Here is a 15,871-nt window from a genome sequence, read left to right on the forward strand (position 1 = left end):
GCGGCGCTCAGAGCAGCACAACGTCGAACTGCTCCTGCAGGTACTGGTCGTCGGACTGGAAGCGGATCGACTTGCCGAGGAACTCCTCGAGTTCGACCACGGCCGCCGATTCCTCGTCGGTGATCATCGACACGACGCGGGGCGACGCGATCACCAGCAGGCGCTCGGCCTCGAACTGGCGCACCGCGCGCACGATCTCGCGGAAGATCTCGTAGGTGACGGTTTCCACCGTCTTGACGATGCCGCGCCCGCCGCAGGCCGTGCACGACTCGCCCAGCTGGCGCTGCAGGCTCTCGACGGTGCGCTTGCGGGTCATCTCGACCAGGCCCAGCGGCGAGAAGTCGTAGACCGTGGTCTTGGCGTGGTCCTTGGACAGCGACTTCTCGAGCGTGCGCAGCACCTGGCGCCGGTGCTCCGGATCCACCATGTCGATGAAGTCGATGATGATGATGCCGCCCAGATTGCGCAGGCGCAGCTGGCGCGCCACCGCCTGCGCGGCCTCGAGATTGGTGCGGAACACCGTCTCCTCGAGATTGCGCTGGCCCAGGAACGAGCCGGTGTTGACGTCGACCGTGGTCATCGCCTCGGTCTGGTCGATCACGAGATACCCGCCCGATTTCAGCGGCACGTCCTTCTTCAGCGCACGCTGGATTTCGTCCTCGACGCCGTACATGTCGAAGATCGGCCTGTTGCCGGTGTAGCACTCGATCCGGTCGACCAGGCGCGCCTGCTCGGCCGGGCCCGGCGTCGGCAGGTACTGCGCGGCGAAGATGCACAGCTTCTCGTAGGTGTCGCGCGAATCGACCTTGACCTTGTCGACGTCGCGCCGCATCAGGTCACGGACCGCGCGCATCGGCAGCGTCAGATCCTCGTACACGCGTGCACCGACGCGCGCATCGGCGGTGGTGTGCTCGATCAGCGCCCAGGCGCGCTGCAGGTAGGCGACGTCCTCGGCCAGCGCCTCGGCACTCTGGCCTTCGGCATTGGTGCGCACGATGTAGCCGTGACCGCCGGTCGCGGCGGCGAGTTCGGACACCAGCGTCTTCAGGCGCGTGCGCTCGACGTCGTCCTCGATCCGCGCCGATACGCCGACCACACGCGACTGCGGCAGCAGCACCAGATAGCGCGACGGAATGCTGATCTGCGTGGTCAGCCGCGCGCCCTTGCTGCCGATCGGGTCCTTGACCACCTGCACCACGATGTCCTGGCCGTCGCGCAGCAGCTCGTTGACCGGCAGCGTCGGTCCCGGCGCAGGAAACAGGCTGTCGCCTTCGCCGTTGCCGGTGCTCGACGGCGGCCGCACCACGTCGTTGGCGTGCAGGAACGCCGCGCGTTCCAGGCCGATGTCGACGAACGCGGCCTGCATGCCGGGCATCACCCGCTGCACCTTGCCCTTGTAGATGTTGCCGACCACCCCACGCCGCCAGCCGCGCTCGATGTGCAGCTCCTGCAGCATGCCGTTCTCGACCACCGCCACGCGGGTTTCGCGCGGCGTGACGTTGATGAGGATCTCTTCGGACATCCGGTGTCAGCTTCCGTCGTTCGCAGCGAAGGGCCGCGGGTCCAATCCGAAGCCGCGCAGCAGCGCGGCGGTCTGTTGCAGCGGCAGTCCGACCACGCCCGAATGGCTGCCCGCCATGCGGCTGACGAACAGCTCCGCGCCACCCTGGATCGCATAGGCGCCGGCCTTGCCGTGCGGCTCGCCGCCGGCGACGTAGGCGGCGATGGTGGCCGCGTCCAGCGTATCGAAGGTCACTTCGGTGACCACGGTCGCCTGGGCCTCGCGCCCGGCCGAGACCAGCGCCACCGACGAGATGACCTGATGCGTGCGCCCCGACAGCCGGTGCAGCATCTGCGCGGCATCGGCGTCGTCGCGCGGCTTGCCGAACACCTCGTCATCGAGCACCACTTCGGTGTCGGCGCCCAGCACGACCGCGTGCGGCACCGCGACCACGGCGAGCAGGCCCGCGCCGGCCTTCTCGCGCGCGACGCGCCGCACGTAATCGGCCGCGCCCTCGCCCGGCTCACGCTGCTCGGGCACGACCACATCCACCACCTCGAACGGCAGTCCGAGACGGGCCAGCAGGGCGCGACGGCGTGGGGATTGCGAAGCCAGATGGAGCATCGGCACAGGATACCGTGCGGTGCCTGCCGGGCCGGAACCACATCGACGTCAACCCCGTTCCGGCTCACGACCCGTTCACCCCGTCGTGACGACCCTGTCGATCGTCCTTGGAGCCCCCTATGCGCACCCCTCCGTTCCGTCCCCTGATGCTCGCCTGCAGCCTCGTCCTCGGGAGCCTTTCGATGACCACCGCGTCCGCCCAGGAACCCCGCGCGCACGCTGCGCCTGCCGACGGCACGCTGCTGTCGATCTCGGCCAGCGCCGAGGCCAGCCGCGCGCCGGACATCGCCACGCTGTCGACCGGCGTCGTCACCCAGGCCGCCGATGCGAACGGTGCGCTTCGCGCCAACAGCGAGGAGATGACCCGCCTGGTCGCGGCGATCAAGGCGGCCGGCATCGCCGACCGCGACGTGCAGACCTCGGGCATCAACCTGAGCCCGCAGTACCGCTATGCCGAGAACCAGCCGCCGGTGATCACCGGCTACCAGGCCAACAACACCGTCAACCTGCGCGTGCGCGACATCCGTCGCCTCGGTGCGGTGCTCGATGCGCTGGTCGCCAGCGGCGCCAACCAGATCAACGGTCCGACCTTCGAGATCGAAGACGCCGAAGGCGTGCAGGACGAAGCGAGGGCCGCGGCGCTGAAGAAGGCCCAGCAGCGCGCGGAGACCTATGCGGCCTCGCTGGGCATGCGCGTACGCCGGATCGTCAGCATCAGCGAGGGCGGCGGCTTCCAGCCCCCGCGGCCGATGATGGCGATGCGCGCGATGGTCCAGGACAGCGCGGCGCCGCCGGTTTCACCCGGCGAAACCACGCTCGGTGCGAACCTCGACGTCGTTTTCGAACTGGGACGCTGACATGACCGACACCAAGACCACGCCGCCGCGCACGCCGTCCAAGGACGAGGCGCCGGGCTATGCGGAGAAGCAGCCGCGCGACAAGGGCGACGCCCAGCAGCCCGCACCCGAGCCCGAACAGGATCCGGACGACGGCGGTCTCGACCGCGAGCCCGAAACGACGCCCGGCGACTGAGTGCGCCGCCCGCGATGAAGCCGAAGGCCCGCCCCGCGCGGGCCTTCGCGTGTCTGGCTGTCCGTGAATCCCGGGTGCGTCGCTCTGCGGGGGTGCACGCACGCAAGGCCGCAGGCATCGGCTGGGCGCGGACCTTGGCTCGCCGATGCGCACGGGCACCTCCCCATGCACTTGCCCGCATCGGGCCGCCCGCCCCCGCGAGGCGGCCGTCCGTCGGCGCGGGCTTGTCCGACACACAGGACCGGCGCAGGTTCGAGGCAGGCGGCAAGGACGCGACCGGATCGGACGACACCGTCGACCTCGATGCCCGCGACGCCGCGTTGACGACTTCCGACGGGCCGCCCGGCCCGCATGACAGGAGGTGGTGCATGGTCCTGCAACAGGTCGCCCCGCGCGTGCACGCGCACAGCCCGGACGCATCGCGCCCGGATCCGGTCCGGATCATCGGCATCACCGGCACACTCGCGTTCAACGCGATGCTGCTGACGGTTCTGCTGTTACCCGCGACCCGGCCGCCCGTCGTCGACACCCGGCCGGACGCCGTACTGGCCCTGCGCTGGCTCACCCCGCCTCCACCTACGCCGCCGCGTCCGCCCGAGCGGGTCGAGATCACCACGCCCAAGCCGGTGCCTGTGCAGGCGCCGACGCCGGTCGCACCCCGGATCGCGGTGCCGGTCGATGTACCGGTGATCGTGGGCCACCACGACCTGGCAGCGCCCGGGGAATCGCATGTCGTGAACACGGTCGGCGTCGAAGCCGTCGCCGAGCCGGCCCCGCTCGCGGGCGTCACGCTGGCCTATGCCCACGCGCCTGCCCCGGCCTATCCACGCCCCGCCCTGCTGGCGGGCGCCGAAGGCGTCGTGGTGCTCGAAGTCCACGTCGGGCGCGACGGCCAACCGCTCGATGTCCGGCTGCACCGCAGCAGCGGGCATCGTGATCTCGACCGGGCCGCGCTGCGACACGTCCAGCGGACCTGGCAGTTCCAGCCGGCAATGCGCGACGGCGTGCCGGTGGAGGCGATCGGGCTGGTGCCGATCGCCTTCAATCTCTCGGGCGGCTGAGCAGGCGCCGGGCCTGCTCACGCGGTGGCGTGGTGCACGCGCGCCACCGCGTGGACTCGACGATGCAGCAAAGGCCTGGCGCCCATGGCGCCCCTCGTCGCATCCCCTGTGCTCGAACGCGCGCCTTTGGCCCGTGTAGGAGCACGCTCGCGCGCGATTGGGCTGTCCCACGACGGCCCATCGCGCGCGAGCGCGTTCCTACAAACGCTCGAGCGTGCTGATCCTGCGGCGCGTCGCGGGGGCCAGGGGCGCACACCGGCCCGGCCGGATCCGGGAGACCATTCCCGACGCCTCGCTGCATAACCCGCGGTCAGTACGGGCGCCTCGACCTCGTGTGAGCGCGCTGGCGCGCGATCGGCGTTCCTGCGAGAGCCCCATCGCGCGCAAGCGCGCTCCTACAAAACGCTCGAGCGTGCTGGTCCTGCGGCGCGTCCCGGGGGGCCAGGGGCGCCAACGGCCTGCCGGTTCCGGAAAAACATTCCGGATACCTCGCCGCCATAAGGCACTCTCTGCGCGGCGCGCCTCGACCTGGTGTAGGAGCGCGCTGGCGCGCGATCGGCTTTCCCACGACAGCCCTATCGCGCGCGAGCGCGCTCCTACAGCCGCAGGAAGGGAATGGCGGGACGCTCGTGCAGACGTGCGCCGGACCGGCGGGAACGTACGCGGGCACGCCCGCCCTCGCCAGCCGCACGCGCCTCAGGCGCGATGGTAAGGATGGTTCGCCAGCATCGCCGCTGCGCGGTAGAGCTGTTCGGCGAGCACCAGCCGCACCAGCATGTGCGGCAGCGTCAGCGGGCCGAGCGACCAGCGTTCGTCGGCACGCGCGAGCACGTCCGGTGCGTGGCCTTCCGGCCCACCGATCAGGAACGCGAGATCACGCCCCTGCATGCGCCAATGTTCGAGCCGCTGCGCGAGATCTTCGGACGAATGCAGACGGCCGCGTCCGTCCAGCGCGACGACGAGGGTGTCGCGCGGTACTGCGGCCAGCACGCGCGCGCCCTCGTCGGACATCGCACGCGCGGTGTCACGCCCCTTGCCGCGCAGGCCGGGCTCGACTTCGATCAGATCCAACGGCAGCCAGTGCGACAGCCGTTTGCGGTACTCGGCGAAGCCCTCGGCCACCCAGGCCGGAGCGCGTTCACCGACGGCGACGAGCTTCGCCTTCATGGTGTCCGAAGTCCCGGCGCACACGCCGGGACGCCGCGATCAGGCATCGCGACGCGGGCCGCGTTCGTCGTCCGGCGGCTGGTCGCCGACGGTCCACAGGCGCTCGAGCGCGTAGAACTCGCGCACGCGCGGCAGCATCACGTGGACGACGACGTCGCCCAGGTCGACGAGCACCCATTCGGCCTCGCGCTCGCCCTCGACGCCCAGCGGCTGGCAGCCGAGCTGCTTGGCGCGCTTGACCACCTCGTCGGCGATCGACTTCACGTGACGGCTCGATGTGCCCGACGCGACCACCATGTAGTCGCACACGCTGCTGCGTCCGCGCACGTCGATGTCGATGACGTCGACGGCCTTGAGGTGATCGACCGCATCGCGGGCCAGCTGGAGCAGGACGTCCGGCGCCGGCGGCGGTTCGGGGAGACGGGTCTTGATGACGTGTGCGGTATTGGACAAGGGAGCTTGCTCGTGGAGTGCGGTGCGGATTATAGCGAAGCGCCCGGTCCGGACCGGTACAGGCCCTTCTCGTCGATGAATGCGGCCACCGGGTCGGGTACCCAGCCTTGCAGCGATTGACCCTGGGCGACCCGCGCGCGGACCTCGGTGGCGGCCACAGGATGCAGCGGCTGGCCCAGTCGCAGGACGCGTCCGGCAGGCGTGCCGGCCAATGCGGCCGGGGCGTCGGTCCAGCGCGCCCGCAGCACCTCGGACAGCGCCGGCGACAGCGGGGCGTCGAGCGCACTGCCGGGCCGGTCGGCGACGACCAGATGGGCCAGATCGAACAGGGCCTCCCAGCGATGCCAGCTCGTCAGGCCGAGCAGACTGTCGGCGCCGACCAGCCAGGCCAAGGGCTGCGCCGGGCCGAGCTCGGCGCGCAGCGCTTCGAGCGTATCGACGGTGTAACTGCGCCCGTGGCGCTCGAGCTCGCGGCGGTCGAGCACGAGCCCCGGCGCATCGGCGATCGCCAGCGCGACCATTGCCGCGCGATCAGCCGCATCCGCGCCCGGAGCTGCGCGATGCGGGGGGTCACCGGCCGGCATCAGCCGGACCGTGCACTGCAGCGCATCGCGGGCGGCGATCGCGATTGAAAGATGGCCGCAGTGCACCGGATCGAAAGTGCCGCCGTAGACGAGAAACAGATCCACCTGCCGGCTCAGGCCGCCAGCAGCGCGCCGGCACGGGCATCGGCCACGGCGACGAGCAAGCGCTCCAGCGCCAGCCAGGCATCGGTCGGATCCTGGCCCCAGCGGCCGCGGCCCTTGGCGATGCGGTCGACGCGACCGGCTTCGGCGACGAACCGCTCCCAACGCGCGGCCGGATGCCGCTGCAGCGCGCGGCGATAGCCTGCCTGGCGGGCGTCCCAGATGCGCTGGGCCTTGAATTCGGCGGCCATGTTGCCGCCACGCGCCTGCACCTGGGCGAGGCTCGCGGCGCGGGTGAGTTCCATGACGATCATGCCCATCAGCGCCGGAATCGCCTCGCCCTCGGCGCGCAGGCCGGCGAGCATCCGCGCGGCCTGGGCGGGCTGTCCGTTCATCGTCGCATCGAGCAGGCGGAACACGTCGAAGCGCGCGGCATCGGCCACCAGCGCCTGCATGCGCTCGGCATCCAGGGTCTGGCCTTCGGCCAGCAGCGCCAGCTTGTCGACCTCCTGCGCGGCGGCCAGCAGGTTGCCGTCGACCCGCTCGGCGAGTTGCTGCACCGCGCCGGGATCCGCCAGCACCTTGCGGCTGCGCAGCCGGGCCTCGATCCAGCCGGCGAGTTCGTGCGGCTTGACCTGCCAGGCAACGACGATGTGGCCGATGGCGCCGATCGCCTCGCTCCACTTGCCGCCGTGCTGGCGGCTCCATTCGCCGCCGGTGACCAGCAGGGTCACGTCGGCCGGCGGATCGGCGCAGAAGCCGGCAATGACCTGGGCGCCCTCCTTGCCCGGCTTGGTGGTCGGCAGGCGCAGCTCGACCAGTCGCCGCGACGCGAACAGGCTGGGCGCACGGAACGTCGCCTCGAGTCCGTTCCAGTCGATATCGCGACCTTCGGGCTCGAACACCTCGCGCTCGGCGACACCCTGCGCGCGCGCCGCGGTACGCACCGCGTCGGCGGCTTCGAGCACACGCAGCGGCTCGGGGCCGGCGATCAGATACGCCGGGCGCAGCGGTTCACGCGCGAGCTGCGCGGGCAGGCGTTCGGGCGTCAGCTCCATCGGTATACCGCGCGCGTGTCGGGGACCGGGATCACCGGGCCGTACGTTCCTGCGGATTGCGGAACACGGCGTCGATGCGCCGGATGATCGAGGCGGTCATCTCGCGCTCGAGTTCGCGCGACAGCAGTTCGCGTTCGGAATCGGCACCGATCGAGTCGGTCGGCGGCGCGAGATAGTCGCGCGCGAGTTCGATCGCCTGCTGCGGCACGACATCGCGGCCGTCGGCGTCGCGCATCGAGAACACCACCGCGTAGCGCAGCGTGTATTCCTGCGCGCGGCCCTGCGCGTCGAGGCTGGCCGGCAGCGCGGCCCAGCGCTCGGACTGGATGTTGAGCACTGCGACGTCCTGCGCGCGCGGCTCGGCGATCTCGGCACCGGCGGCGGCCAGCGCACGCTCGACCGACCGCGCCAGGCGGCTATAGGGATCGCTGGAGACGATGTCGACAGGCCCCAGATCCGGCGGCAACGTCAGCGCATTGCGCAGATGGAATCCGCAGGCCGGCAGCAGCAGGGTCAGGGCGAGCGCGGCGGCTGCCAGGCGGATCGAACGCAGTCGGAAAAGGCTCATGGGCGCAGTCTGGACGAGGGGACGGGGGGCGGCAAGCGACGTGCGCCGAACCGGGCGAACCCGGTTCAGACGCCCGGATCAGCCGGCGACGATGTTGACGATCTTGCCCGGCACGACGATGACCTTGCGCACCGTCAGCTCGCTGAGGAACTTGGCGACATTGGGCTCGGCGAGTGCCATTGCCTCGATCGCGTCCTTCGGCAGGTCGACCGCGACCTCGATCGTGCCGCGCAGCTTGCCGTTGACCTGGATCGCCAGCGTCACCGCGTCGCGCTGCAGCGCGGCCGGATCGGCCTGCGGGAAGGCCTGGTCCTCGAGCAGTGTCTCGGCGTGGCCCAGCACCTGCCACAGCGTGTGCGCGATGTGCGGCGTGATCGGGTTGAGCAGCAGCACGATGGTCTCGAACGTCTCCTGGCGCAGCGCGCGTGCGTTTGCATCCATCTCGTCGAACTTGCCGACGTGGTTCAGCAGCTCCATCACCGCGGCGATCGCGGTGTTGAAGCTGTGGCGGCGGCCGTAGTCGTCGCCCACCTTCTGGATCGCCTCGTGCAGCTGGCGACGCAGGGTCTTCTGCGCGGGCGTCGCGGCAGCGACATCGAACGTGCCGGCCGCACCACCCTGCACGTGCTTCTGCACCTGGGTCCACAACCGGCGCAGGAAGCGCGACATGCCTTCGACGCCGGCCTCGTTCCACTCCAGCGACTGCTCCGGCGGCGCGGCGAACATCGAGAACAGGCGCACGGTGTCGGCGCCGTACTTGCCGATCATCGACTGCGGGTCGACGCCGTTGTTCTTCGACTTCGACATCTTCTCGGTGCCGCCGATCGAGACCGGCTGGCCGTCGAGCTTCGAGGTCGCGCCGGTGATCCGACCCTTGTCGTCGCGGACGATCTCGACATCGGCCGGGTTGATCCAGTCCTTGCCGCCGTTGTCGAGTTCCCGATAGAACGTGTCGGCGATGACCATGCCCTGGGTCAGCAGGTTGATCACCGGCTCGTCGCTGCGCACCAGGCCTTCGTCGCGCATCAGGCGGTGGTAGAAGCGGAAATACAGCAGATGCAGGATCGCGTGCTCGATGCCGCCGATGTACTGGTCGACAGGCGTCCAGTAATCGGCGCGCGCATCGACCATGTCGGCCGCGCCGGGCGAGGTGTAGCGCGCGGTGTACCAGCTCGACTCCATGAAGGTGTCGAAGGTGTCGGTCTCGCGTTCGGCGGCGCCGCCGCAGGTCGGGCACGTGGTCTTGCGCCACTCCGGGTTCGACTTGATCGGCGACTGCACGACACCCGGGTTGGCGAACGCGTCCTCGACGTCTTCGGGCAGCAGCACCGGCAGCTGGTCCTCGGGCACCGGCACCGCGCCGCAGCCGTCGCAGTAGATCACCGGGATCGGGCAGCCCCAGTAGCGCTGGCGGCTGACGCCCCAGTCGCGCAGGCGGTAGTTGACCTTGCGGTTGCCGCGCCTTTCCCCTTCGAATCGGGCGGCCAGGGCGTCGAGCGCCTGCTGGAAATCGAGACCGTCGAGTTCGCCGGAATTCACCAGCCAGCCGCGGTCGGTATACGCGCCTTCTTCGGCAATGCGGCGCTCGAAGGCCTGCACCACCTGCACGGCCGCGCCCGTGTCATAGACATCGAGCGCTGCGCCGCTGCCCAGTGCCGAGCGCATCGGATCGGCGCTGCTGCGGCGATCGCGACCGATTTCCTGCAATGCGTCGCGGACCTCGTCCGGCACGACCACCATCCGGATCGGCAGGCCGTAGGCCTTGGCGAATTCCCAGTCGCGCTGGTCGTGGCCGGGCACGGCCATGACCGCGCCGGTGCCGTAGCCCATCAGCACGAAGTTGGCGACCCAGACCGGGATCTCCTCGCCGGTGACCGGGTGGATCGCACGCAGGCCGGTGTCCATGCCGCGCTTGACCTGGGTTTCCAGCTCGGCCTCGGACACGCCGCCCTGGCGCAGGTCGGCAATGAATTCGGCCAAGTCAGCATCGCGCTCGGCGGCGCGCATCGCGAGCGGATGCTCGGCGGCGACCGACACGAAGGTCACGCCCATCAGGGTGTCGGGGCGCGTGGTGTACACGGCCAGCTTGTCGTCGCTGCCGGCCACGTCGAACGAAAACTCCAGGCCTTCGCTGCGCCCGATCCAGTTGCGCTGCATGGTCTTGACCGACTCCGGCCAGCCGCCGAGCGTGTCCAGGCCGTCGAGCAGCTCCTGCGCATACGCGGTGATCTTGAGGAACCACTGCGGAATCTCGCGCTTCTCCACGACCGCGCCCGAACGCCAGCCGCGGCCGTCGATGACCTGTTCGTTGGCGAGCACGGTCTGGTCGACCGGATCCCAGTTGACGACCGAATTGCGGCGGTAGGCCAGCCCCTTCTTCATCAGGCGCACGAACATGCGCTGCTCATGGACGTAGTAGTCCGGCGCGCAGGTCGCGAACTCGCGGCTCCAGTCGATCGCATAGCCCAGCGACTGCAGCTGGCCGCGCATATGGTCGATGTTGGCGTAGGTCCACTTGGCCGGCGCGGTCGCGTTCTTGATCGCGGCGTTCTCGGCCGGCAGGCCGAAGGCGTCCCAGCCCATCGGCTGCAGCACGTTCTTGCCGATCATGCGCTGGTAGCGGCTGATGACGTCGCTGAGCGTGTAGTTGCGCACATGGCCCATGTGCAGCGCGCCCGACGGGTACGGCAGCATCGACAGGCAGTAGTACTTCGGCTTGTCGGCCCGCTCGGTGACCTCGAACGCACGGGTCGAGGTCCAGAACCGCTGGGCGTCGGATTCCACCGGAGTGGGCTGGTAGGCGTTGGGATCGACGACGACGGGTTCGCTGGACACGGCCATGACAGGGAAGCTGGACAGCCGGCAAGCCTACCGCAGCCACCCGGGGCCCGCCATGCGGGCCGGACGCCGTCCGGCGCCCCAGGCGCGCGCGCCTGCGCCGCGCCGGCCACGCCGCTACACTGCCGCATCCGCTTTGCCGAGTGTGTCCTCTGCCCGCTTCGTCGTCCCGGTTCAAGTCCTATCGGCTGCCCGCATTCGCACTGGCGCTGCTGCTGCTCGTCGGGACGGGGGGCGCCAGCATCGTCGGCGTGGAGAACCTGCGGTCGAGCAACGCCTGGATCGAGCACACCTACCGGGTGCTCAACCGGATCGAGGTCGTCGACCAGCTGATCCGCAGCAGCGAGGCCAGCGGCCGCGCCTATCGCCTGACCGGACATCCGGATTTCCGTCGGCAGTACCTGGACGTCGTGCCCGGTGTCGAACGCGAGGTCGCCGCCCTGGTCGCGCTGACCGCCGACAACCCGGTGCAGGCGCCGCGCGCGCAAGCGCTCGAAATCCTGGTGCGGACGCACATGGCCGAACTGAAGCGGCTGCACGACATCCAGGAAATGTTCGACATGGAGGCCGCGAGGAAAGCCACCGACGCGACCCGCTCGCTCACCCAGTGGCGCCGCATCGAAGCGGTCAGCGCGCAGATGCGTGCCGAGGAAAACCGCCTGCTCGCCGAGCGCGAGGCACGCGGCCGCCAGGCCGCGCTGGGCCTGACCGTGCTGGTGGTGCTGGGCACCCTGCTCTCGGGCGGGTTGATGATCTGGCTGATGTGGAACGTGACGCGGGAGAACCGGCGCGCGCAGAGCCTCGAACGCGAAGCGCGCGACGCCTTCCACGAGATGGCCCTGAGCATGGCCCGGGCCGATCGGCTGTCGGAGCAGCGCCATCGCCTGAGCCGTTATTCCGGCCTGCTGCAGAGCTGCGAGACCCGGGACGAGATCGTGCAGCTGACCGCCGCCACGCTGACCGGCCTGATTCCGAACGTCAGCGGCCAGTGCTATCTGCTGCGCGCGTCGCAGAACTTCTACGAGAGCATCGCCACCTTCGGCGACGCCTCGATCAGCAGCACGGATCTGCTGCTGCCCAACCAGTGCTGGGCGCTGCGCCGCGGCCAGCCGCATCACCTGCCGGCAGGCACCGGCGGCATGCCCTGCGACCACCTCGACCCGGGCACGTCGCTGGACACCACCTCCAGCCTCTGCCTGCCCCTCGTCGCCCAGGGCACGGCGATCGGCCTGCTGCACCTGAGCGCGCCCGCCGGTGAGGCACCCGACGACGGCGACCGCGACATCGTCGGCCAGATCGCCGAGCAACTGGGCCTGGCGATCGTCAACCTGCAGCTGCGCGAAACCCTGCGCACGCAGTCGCTGCGCGATCCGCTGACCGGCCTGTTCAACCGGCGGTATCTCGAGGAGAACCTCGCCCGCGAACTGCAGCGCTGCGAACGCCGCCGGCTGCCGCTGTCGGTGCTGATGCTCGACGTCGACCACTTCAAACGCTTCAACGACACCCATGGCCATGCGGCCGGCGACGCGCTGCTGGGCCAGGTCGGCCGCTTGATCCAGGCCAAGGTGCGCAACGAGGACATCGCCTGCCGCTACGGCGGCGAGGAGTTCACCGTGGTCATGCCCGAGATGGATGCGCGCGGCGCCTGCGAGCGTGCCGAACAGATCCGCGCCGCCATCGAGGTGGCGACGGTGCTGCATCTGCGCCAGACCCTGGGGCCGGTGACGGTGTCGATCGGCATCGCCACCTACCCCGCCGACGGCATGACGCCCGAAGTGCTGCAACAGCTGGCCGATGCGATGCTCTACCGGGCCAAGGCCGACGGCCGCAACCGGGTGCTGCACGCCTCGTATCGCGACTGAGCCCAACGGCCGCGGGAACACGCCCGATCCGGAACGCGATACCGCCTCGTTCCCCGCCCGCACGACGCATCGATCCGCGTGCTTCAATGCGACTCCCGCCCGCTGGAGTGCCTGCATGCGCCATTGTCCCCTGACCGCCCTGGCCCTCGTCGCGGCCACCCTCGCCGCGCCTGCCGCGCTGGCCGAGACCCGCAGCGCCCTGCAGTGCGACCGCCTGTTCGACGCCCGCGCGGGCCGGATCCTCGGCGCGCACACGATCGTCGTCGCCGATGGCCGCATCGAGCGTGTGGCGAGCGGCCACGAGGCGCCGGCGGGCTACGTGGTGATCCCGCTCACGGGCCGCACCTGCATGCCCGGCTGGACCGACCTGCACGTGCACCTGGGCTCGCAGTCGAGTCCGGCCAGTTATTCGGAAGGCTTCCGGCTGGATCCAGTCGACTACGCGTTCCGTGCCGTGGGCTACGCCGACAAGACCCTGTCGGCCGGCTTCACGACGGTCCGCGATCTCGGCGGCGAGGTCACGCCGCACCTGCGCGACGCGATCAACCAGGGCCTGGTGCCGGGGCCGCGGATCTTCGCGGCCGGCAAGTCGATCGCCACCACCGGCGGCCACGCCGATCCGAGCAACGGCTACAACTCCATGCTCTCGCACCTGATGGGTCCGCCCGGGCCGACCGAGGGCGTGATCAACTCGGTCGACGATGCGCGCCAGGCCGTGCGCCAGCGCTACAAGGACGGCAGCGACGTCATCAAGATCACCGCGACCGGCGGCGTGCTGAGCTACGCGCGCAGCGGTGACGCGCCGCAGTTCACCGTCGACGAGGTGCAGGCCGTCGTCGACACCGCGAAGGACTACGGCTACACCGTCGCCGCACATGCCCACGGCACCGAAGGCATGAAGCGCGCGGTGCTCGCCGGCGTGACCAGCATCGAACACGGCACGCACATGGACGAGGAGGTCATGCGGCTGATGCGTCAGCGCGGCACCTGGTACGTGCCGACGATCTACGCCGGACGCTTCGTCGCCGAAAAGGCCAGGGAGCCCGGATATTTCCCGGAGGTCGTGCGCCCGAAGGCCGCGACGATCGGGGCGCAGATCCAGGACACCGCCGCGCGTGCATATCGCGCCGGCGTGCCGATCGCATTCGGCACCGACCAGGGCGTGGGCCCGCATGGCGACAACGCGCGCGAGTTCCTCTACATGGTCGAGGCCGGCATTCCGGCAGCGTACGCGCTGCAGTCGGCGACGCTGCACGCCGCGACCGTGCTCGGCGTTGACGACCAGGGCGTAATCGAGGCCGGACGCCGCGCCGACATCATCGCGATGCCCGGCGACCCGGTTGCCGACATCAACGCGGTGATGGGCGTGGACTTCGTCATGAAGGAAGGGCGCGTGCATCGCGCGCCGGACGCGACGCGCAGCGACTGAGCGCGTCATCGCTGGCGTGGCAGCCGCCACGCCAGCACGGCGGTCCACAGCCACCAGCAGGCCAGCACCACGCGTTCGCCGATGCCGCTGCCGAACACGCCGGGCGCCAGCAAGCCCAGCGCGACGATCGCGAACAGGCCCAGGCTCGGCATGCGCACCGCCCGCAGCGCCAGGCCGGCCAGCAGTGCGGCGGCGGCGAAGGCGAGGTTCCACAGCATCCAGGCCAGCGCATGCCAGCGGCTGGCGCCCGCATCGAGCTCCTCGACATCCAGCGGCAGCAGGCCCTGGGCCGCGAAGGCCAGCGCCGAGAGCAGCCACAGCTGCAGGGCGATGCCGGCGACGCGCCCGGCATCCGGCCCGAGGCCACCGCGCAGCCGCCACGCGACACCGGCGACAACGAAGCCCGGGCCCGTCCAGGCCAGCAGGTTGAACAGCCACGCCAGCGGCATGCCGCTCGCACCCGGCAGCGCCAACGGCGCGCGTGCCGGCAGGCCGGTCATCGCGGCGAACACCAGCAGCCCGAACAGCGTGCAGGCGTGGGCGCCGAGCACCCACGGCACCAGGCGCGCACGCGTCATGTCGCCCACCGGAAGACGTCCTCGACGCCGACCTTGAAGGTGCGCGCGATGCGGAACGCCAGCTCCAGCGACGGCGCGTAGCGCCCCGCCTCCAGCGCGATGATCGTCTGCCGCGTGACCCGGCAGGCATCGGCCAGCGCCTGCTGGGTCATCTCGCCGTGCTCGAAGCGCAGGCGCCGGATCTCGTTGGTGATCGGAGTGCCGCCGCTCACAGGCCTGTCCCGTTGTCGGATGTCACGCCGCGCCCCGACGATCGTGCCAGTACAGAACCGCCGTCGCTGCGTACTCGACCAGCCAGCCGCACATCAACAACAGGATCAACAGATTGGCGATCATGAAATGCGTGGCCCAATCCAGCCGCTCCACCGGCGACAGACCCAGCGTCACCGCCAGCGCGACGACGGCGGACAACAGCGCGGCGCGGCCCCACCCGGCAGCGCGGGCTTCGATGCCGCGGTCGCGCTCGTCGGACTGCACGAGCCCGTTCCAGCGCGCGGCCAGCACCCGCGACAGCACGGTCCAGGCGATCAGCAGCACGACCAGATTGCGCACGACCACGCGCGAATGCGGGGCATGCGGAATGGATTCGCTTCCGAACACATGCAGATTGCTGAGGAAATACAGCGTGGCCACGCACATGAAAACCGTGCCGATCCAGGCCTGCCACTCACCCGGCGCGATCCCCTGCTCGAGCTCGCCGCGCGGCATCGTCGACACCGTGTAGAGCGCAAGCCATGCCGTGCCGATCAGCAATACCGAGCCCAGCATGCCGATATCGATGCCAAGTCGCGTCGTGCGACCTGCCAACAACATCCAGAGCGCAACGCCGGCCAGCAGCAACAGTCCCGTCCATTTCCATCGGCGCCAGGCCATGGTGTCAACTCCAGCAGACCAAGAGTAAAAAATAATTTACATTCCGCAGTGCGATGTCAACTATTTTTGACATGCTTGTATCCTGCGCAACCGCCGCCATCCTTCGGTGATCGCGCTCCGGCGCTCCCGACCGCAATCCGG

16 protein-coding genes are annotated in these 15,871 nt (G+C 70.2%); 5 read left to right on the forward strand and 11 right to left on the reverse strand.

Annotated elements, in window-relative coordinates; all coding sequences use genetic code 11:
• Positions 1–7: 7 nt before the first annotated feature.
• Both rng and ACF3M1_RS11575 read right to left on the reverse strand, forming a co-directional pair.
• Complete coding sequence (gene rng, locus ACF3M1_RS11570; RefSeq protein ID WP_394000789.1) at positions 8–1,522, reverse strand: ribonuclease G; 1,515 nt, start codon at positions 1,520–1,522, stop codon at positions 8–10.
• A 6-nt stretch (positions 1,523–1,528) separates the two neighbouring features.
• The gene (locus tag ACF3M1_RS11575) at positions 1,529–2,125 is read right to left on the reverse strand and encodes a Maf family protein (RefSeq protein WP_394000791.1); all 597 of its coding nucleotides are present in this window, start codon (positions 2,123–2,125) and stop codon (positions 1,529–1,531) included.
• Between the two features lie 119 nt (positions 2,126–2,244).
• On the opposite strand from ACF3M1_RS11575, the gene ACF3M1_RS11580 reads away from it, so the two are divergent.
• From ACF3M1_RS11580 to ACF3M1_RS11590, 3 genes are all read left to right on the forward strand, one after another.
• Positions 2,245–2,982 (forward strand): SIMPL domain-containing protein, encoded by a 738-nt coding sequence (locus tag ACF3M1_RS11580; RefSeq protein WP_394000793.1) that lies wholly within the window; start codon positions 2,245–2,247, stop codon positions 2,980–2,982.
• A 1-nt stretch (position 2,983) separates the two neighbouring features.
• Positions 2,984–3,157 carry a hypothetical protein gene (locus ACF3M1_RS11585; protein ID WP_394000795.1) on the forward strand — a complete coding sequence of 58 codons (174 nt, stop codon included), beginning with the start codon at positions 2,984–2,986 and terminating at the stop codon, positions 3,155–3,157.
• Between the two features lie 368 nt (positions 3,158–3,525).
• Complete coding sequence (locus ACF3M1_RS11590; protein WP_394000797.1) at positions 3,526–4,218, forward strand: energy transducer TonB; 693 nt, start codon at positions 3,526–3,528, stop codon at positions 4,216–4,218.
• A gap of 696 nt (positions 4,219–4,914) precedes the next feature.
• On the opposite strand, the gene rlmH is transcribed toward ACF3M1_RS11590, so the two are convergent.
• The 6 genes from rlmH to leuS all read right to left on the reverse strand — a co-directional run bounded on the left by rlmH (position 4,915) and on the right by leuS (position 10,991).
• A complete protein-coding gene (gene rlmH, locus ACF3M1_RS11595) occupies positions 4,915–5,385 on the reverse strand; it encodes a 23S rRNA (pseudouridine(1915)-N(3))-methyltransferase RlmH (protein WP_394000799.1) in 471 nt (156 codons plus the stop codon).
• A gap of 39 nt (positions 5,386–5,424) precedes the next feature.
• Positions 5,425–5,838, reverse strand: a complete 414-nt coding sequence (rsfS, locus tag ACF3M1_RS11600) for a ribosome silencing factor (RefSeq protein WP_394000801.1) — start codon at positions 5,836–5,838, stop codon at positions 5,425–5,427.
• A gap of 29 nt (positions 5,839–5,867) precedes the next feature.
• Complete coding sequence (gene nadD / locus ACF3M1_RS11605; RefSeq protein WP_394000803.1) at positions 5,868–6,527, reverse strand: nicotinate-nucleotide adenylyltransferase; 660 nt, start codon at positions 6,525–6,527, stop codon at positions 5,868–5,870.
• An 8-nt stretch (positions 6,528–6,535) separates the two neighbouring features.
• A complete protein-coding gene (gene holA, locus ACF3M1_RS11610) occupies positions 6,536–7,582 on the reverse strand; it encodes a DNA polymerase III subunit delta (RefSeq protein WP_394000805.1) in 1,047 nt (348 codons plus the stop codon).
• A 31-nt stretch (positions 7,583–7,613) separates the two neighbouring features.
• A complete protein-coding gene (lptE, locus tag ACF3M1_RS11615) occupies positions 7,614–8,150 on the reverse strand; it encodes an LPS assembly lipoprotein LptE (protein WP_394000807.1) in 537 nt (178 codons plus the stop codon).
• A 78-nt stretch (positions 8,151–8,228) separates the two neighbouring features.
• The gene (gene leuS / locus ACF3M1_RS11620; RefSeq protein WP_394000809.1) at positions 8,229–10,991 is read right to left on the reverse strand and encodes a leucine--tRNA ligase; all 2,763 of its coding nucleotides are present in this window, start codon (positions 10,989–10,991) and stop codon (positions 8,229–8,231) included.
• Between the two features lie 140 nt (positions 10,992–11,131).
• Here leuS and ACF3M1_RS11625 point away from each other — a divergent pair, with 140 nt between their 5' ends.
• Positions 11,132–12,850, forward strand: a complete 1,719-nt coding sequence (locus ACF3M1_RS11625; protein WP_394000811.1) for a diguanylate cyclase — start codon at positions 11,132–11,134, stop codon at positions 12,848–12,850.
• Positions 12,851–12,965: 115 nt separating this feature from the next.
• Positions 12,966–14,279 (forward strand): amidohydrolase family protein, encoded by a 1,314-nt coding sequence (locus ACF3M1_RS11630; protein ID WP_394000813.1) that lies wholly within the window; start codon positions 12,966–12,968, stop codon positions 14,277–14,279.
• 5 nt (positions 14,280–14,284) lie between these two features.
• On the opposite strand, the gene ACF3M1_RS11635 is transcribed toward ACF3M1_RS11630, so the two are convergent.
• The 3 genes from ACF3M1_RS11635 to ACF3M1_RS11645 are packed head-to-tail and all read right to left on the reverse strand — an operon-like array spanning position 14,285 to position 15,697.
• On the reverse strand, positions 14,285–14,857 hold the full coding sequence (locus ACF3M1_RS11635; RefSeq protein WP_394000814.1) for a DUF998 domain-containing protein: 573 nt from the start codon (positions 14,855–14,857) through the stop codon (positions 14,285–14,287).
• A complete protein-coding gene (locus tag ACF3M1_RS11640) occupies positions 14,854–15,069 on the reverse strand; it encodes a helix-turn-helix transcriptional regulator (protein ID WP_394000816.1) in 216 nt (71 codons plus the stop codon). The genes ACF3M1_RS11635 and ACF3M1_RS11640 overlap by 4 nt, the downstream gene beginning before the upstream one ends.
• A 22-nt stretch (positions 15,070–15,091) precedes the next feature.
• Entirely contained in the window at positions 15,092–15,697 is a 606-nt protein-coding gene (locus ACF3M1_RS11645; RefSeq protein WP_394000818.1) for a hypothetical protein, read from the reverse strand.
• Between the last annotated feature and the right edge of the window lie 174 nt (positions 15,698–15,871).

Origin of the sequence: Luteimonas sp. WGS1318, from assembly GCF_043187535.1 — a bacterium.
Lineage (GTDB): Bacteria > Pseudomonadota > Gammaproteobacteria > Xanthomonadales > Xanthomonadaceae > Luteimonas.

Excerpts from the sequence above, each read along its gene's own strand:
- rng (WP_394000789.1), bottom strand. The coding sequence starts at position 1,522 with ATGTCCGAAGAGATCCTCATCAACGTCACGCCGCGCGAAACCCGCGTG.
- ACF3M1_RS11575 (WP_394000791.1), bottom strand. The coding sequence starts at position 2,125 with ATGCTCCATCTGGCTTCGCAATCCCCACGCCGTCGCGCCCTGCTGGCC.
- ACF3M1_RS11580 (WP_394000793.1), top strand. The coding sequence starts at position 2,245 with ATGCGCACCCCTCCGTTCCGTCCCCTGATGCTCGCCTGCAGCCTCGTC.
- ACF3M1_RS11585 (WP_394000795.1), top strand. The coding sequence starts at position 2,984 with ATGACCGACACCAAGACCACGCCGCCGCGCACGCCGTCCAAGGACGAG.
- ACF3M1_RS11590 (WP_394000797.1), top strand. The coding sequence starts at position 3,526 with ATGGTCCTGCAACAGGTCGCCCCGCGCGTGCACGCGCACAGCCCGGAC.
- rlmH (WP_394000799.1), bottom strand. The coding sequence starts at position 5,385 with ATGAAGGCGAAGCTCGTCGCCGTCGGTGAACGCGCTCCGGCCTGGGTG.
- holA (WP_394000805.1), bottom strand. The coding sequence starts at position 7,582 with ATGGAGCTGACGCCCGAACGCCTGCCCGCGCAGCTCGCGCGTGAACCG.
- lptE (WP_394000807.1), bottom strand. The coding sequence starts at position 8,150 with ATGAGCCTTTTCCGACTGCGTTCGATCCGCCTGGCAGCCGCCGCGCTC.
- leuS (WP_394000809.1), bottom strand. The coding sequence starts at position 10,991 with ATGGCCGTGTCCAGCGAACCCGTCGTCGTCGATCCCAACGCCTACCAG.
- ACF3M1_RS11630 (WP_394000813.1), top strand. The coding sequence starts at position 12,966 with ATGCGCCATTGTCCCCTGACCGCCCTGGCCCTCGTCGCGGCCACCCTC.
- ACF3M1_RS11635 (WP_394000814.1), bottom strand. The coding sequence starts at position 14,857 with ATGACGCGTGCGCGCCTGGTGCCGTGGGTGCTCGGCGCCCACGCCTGC.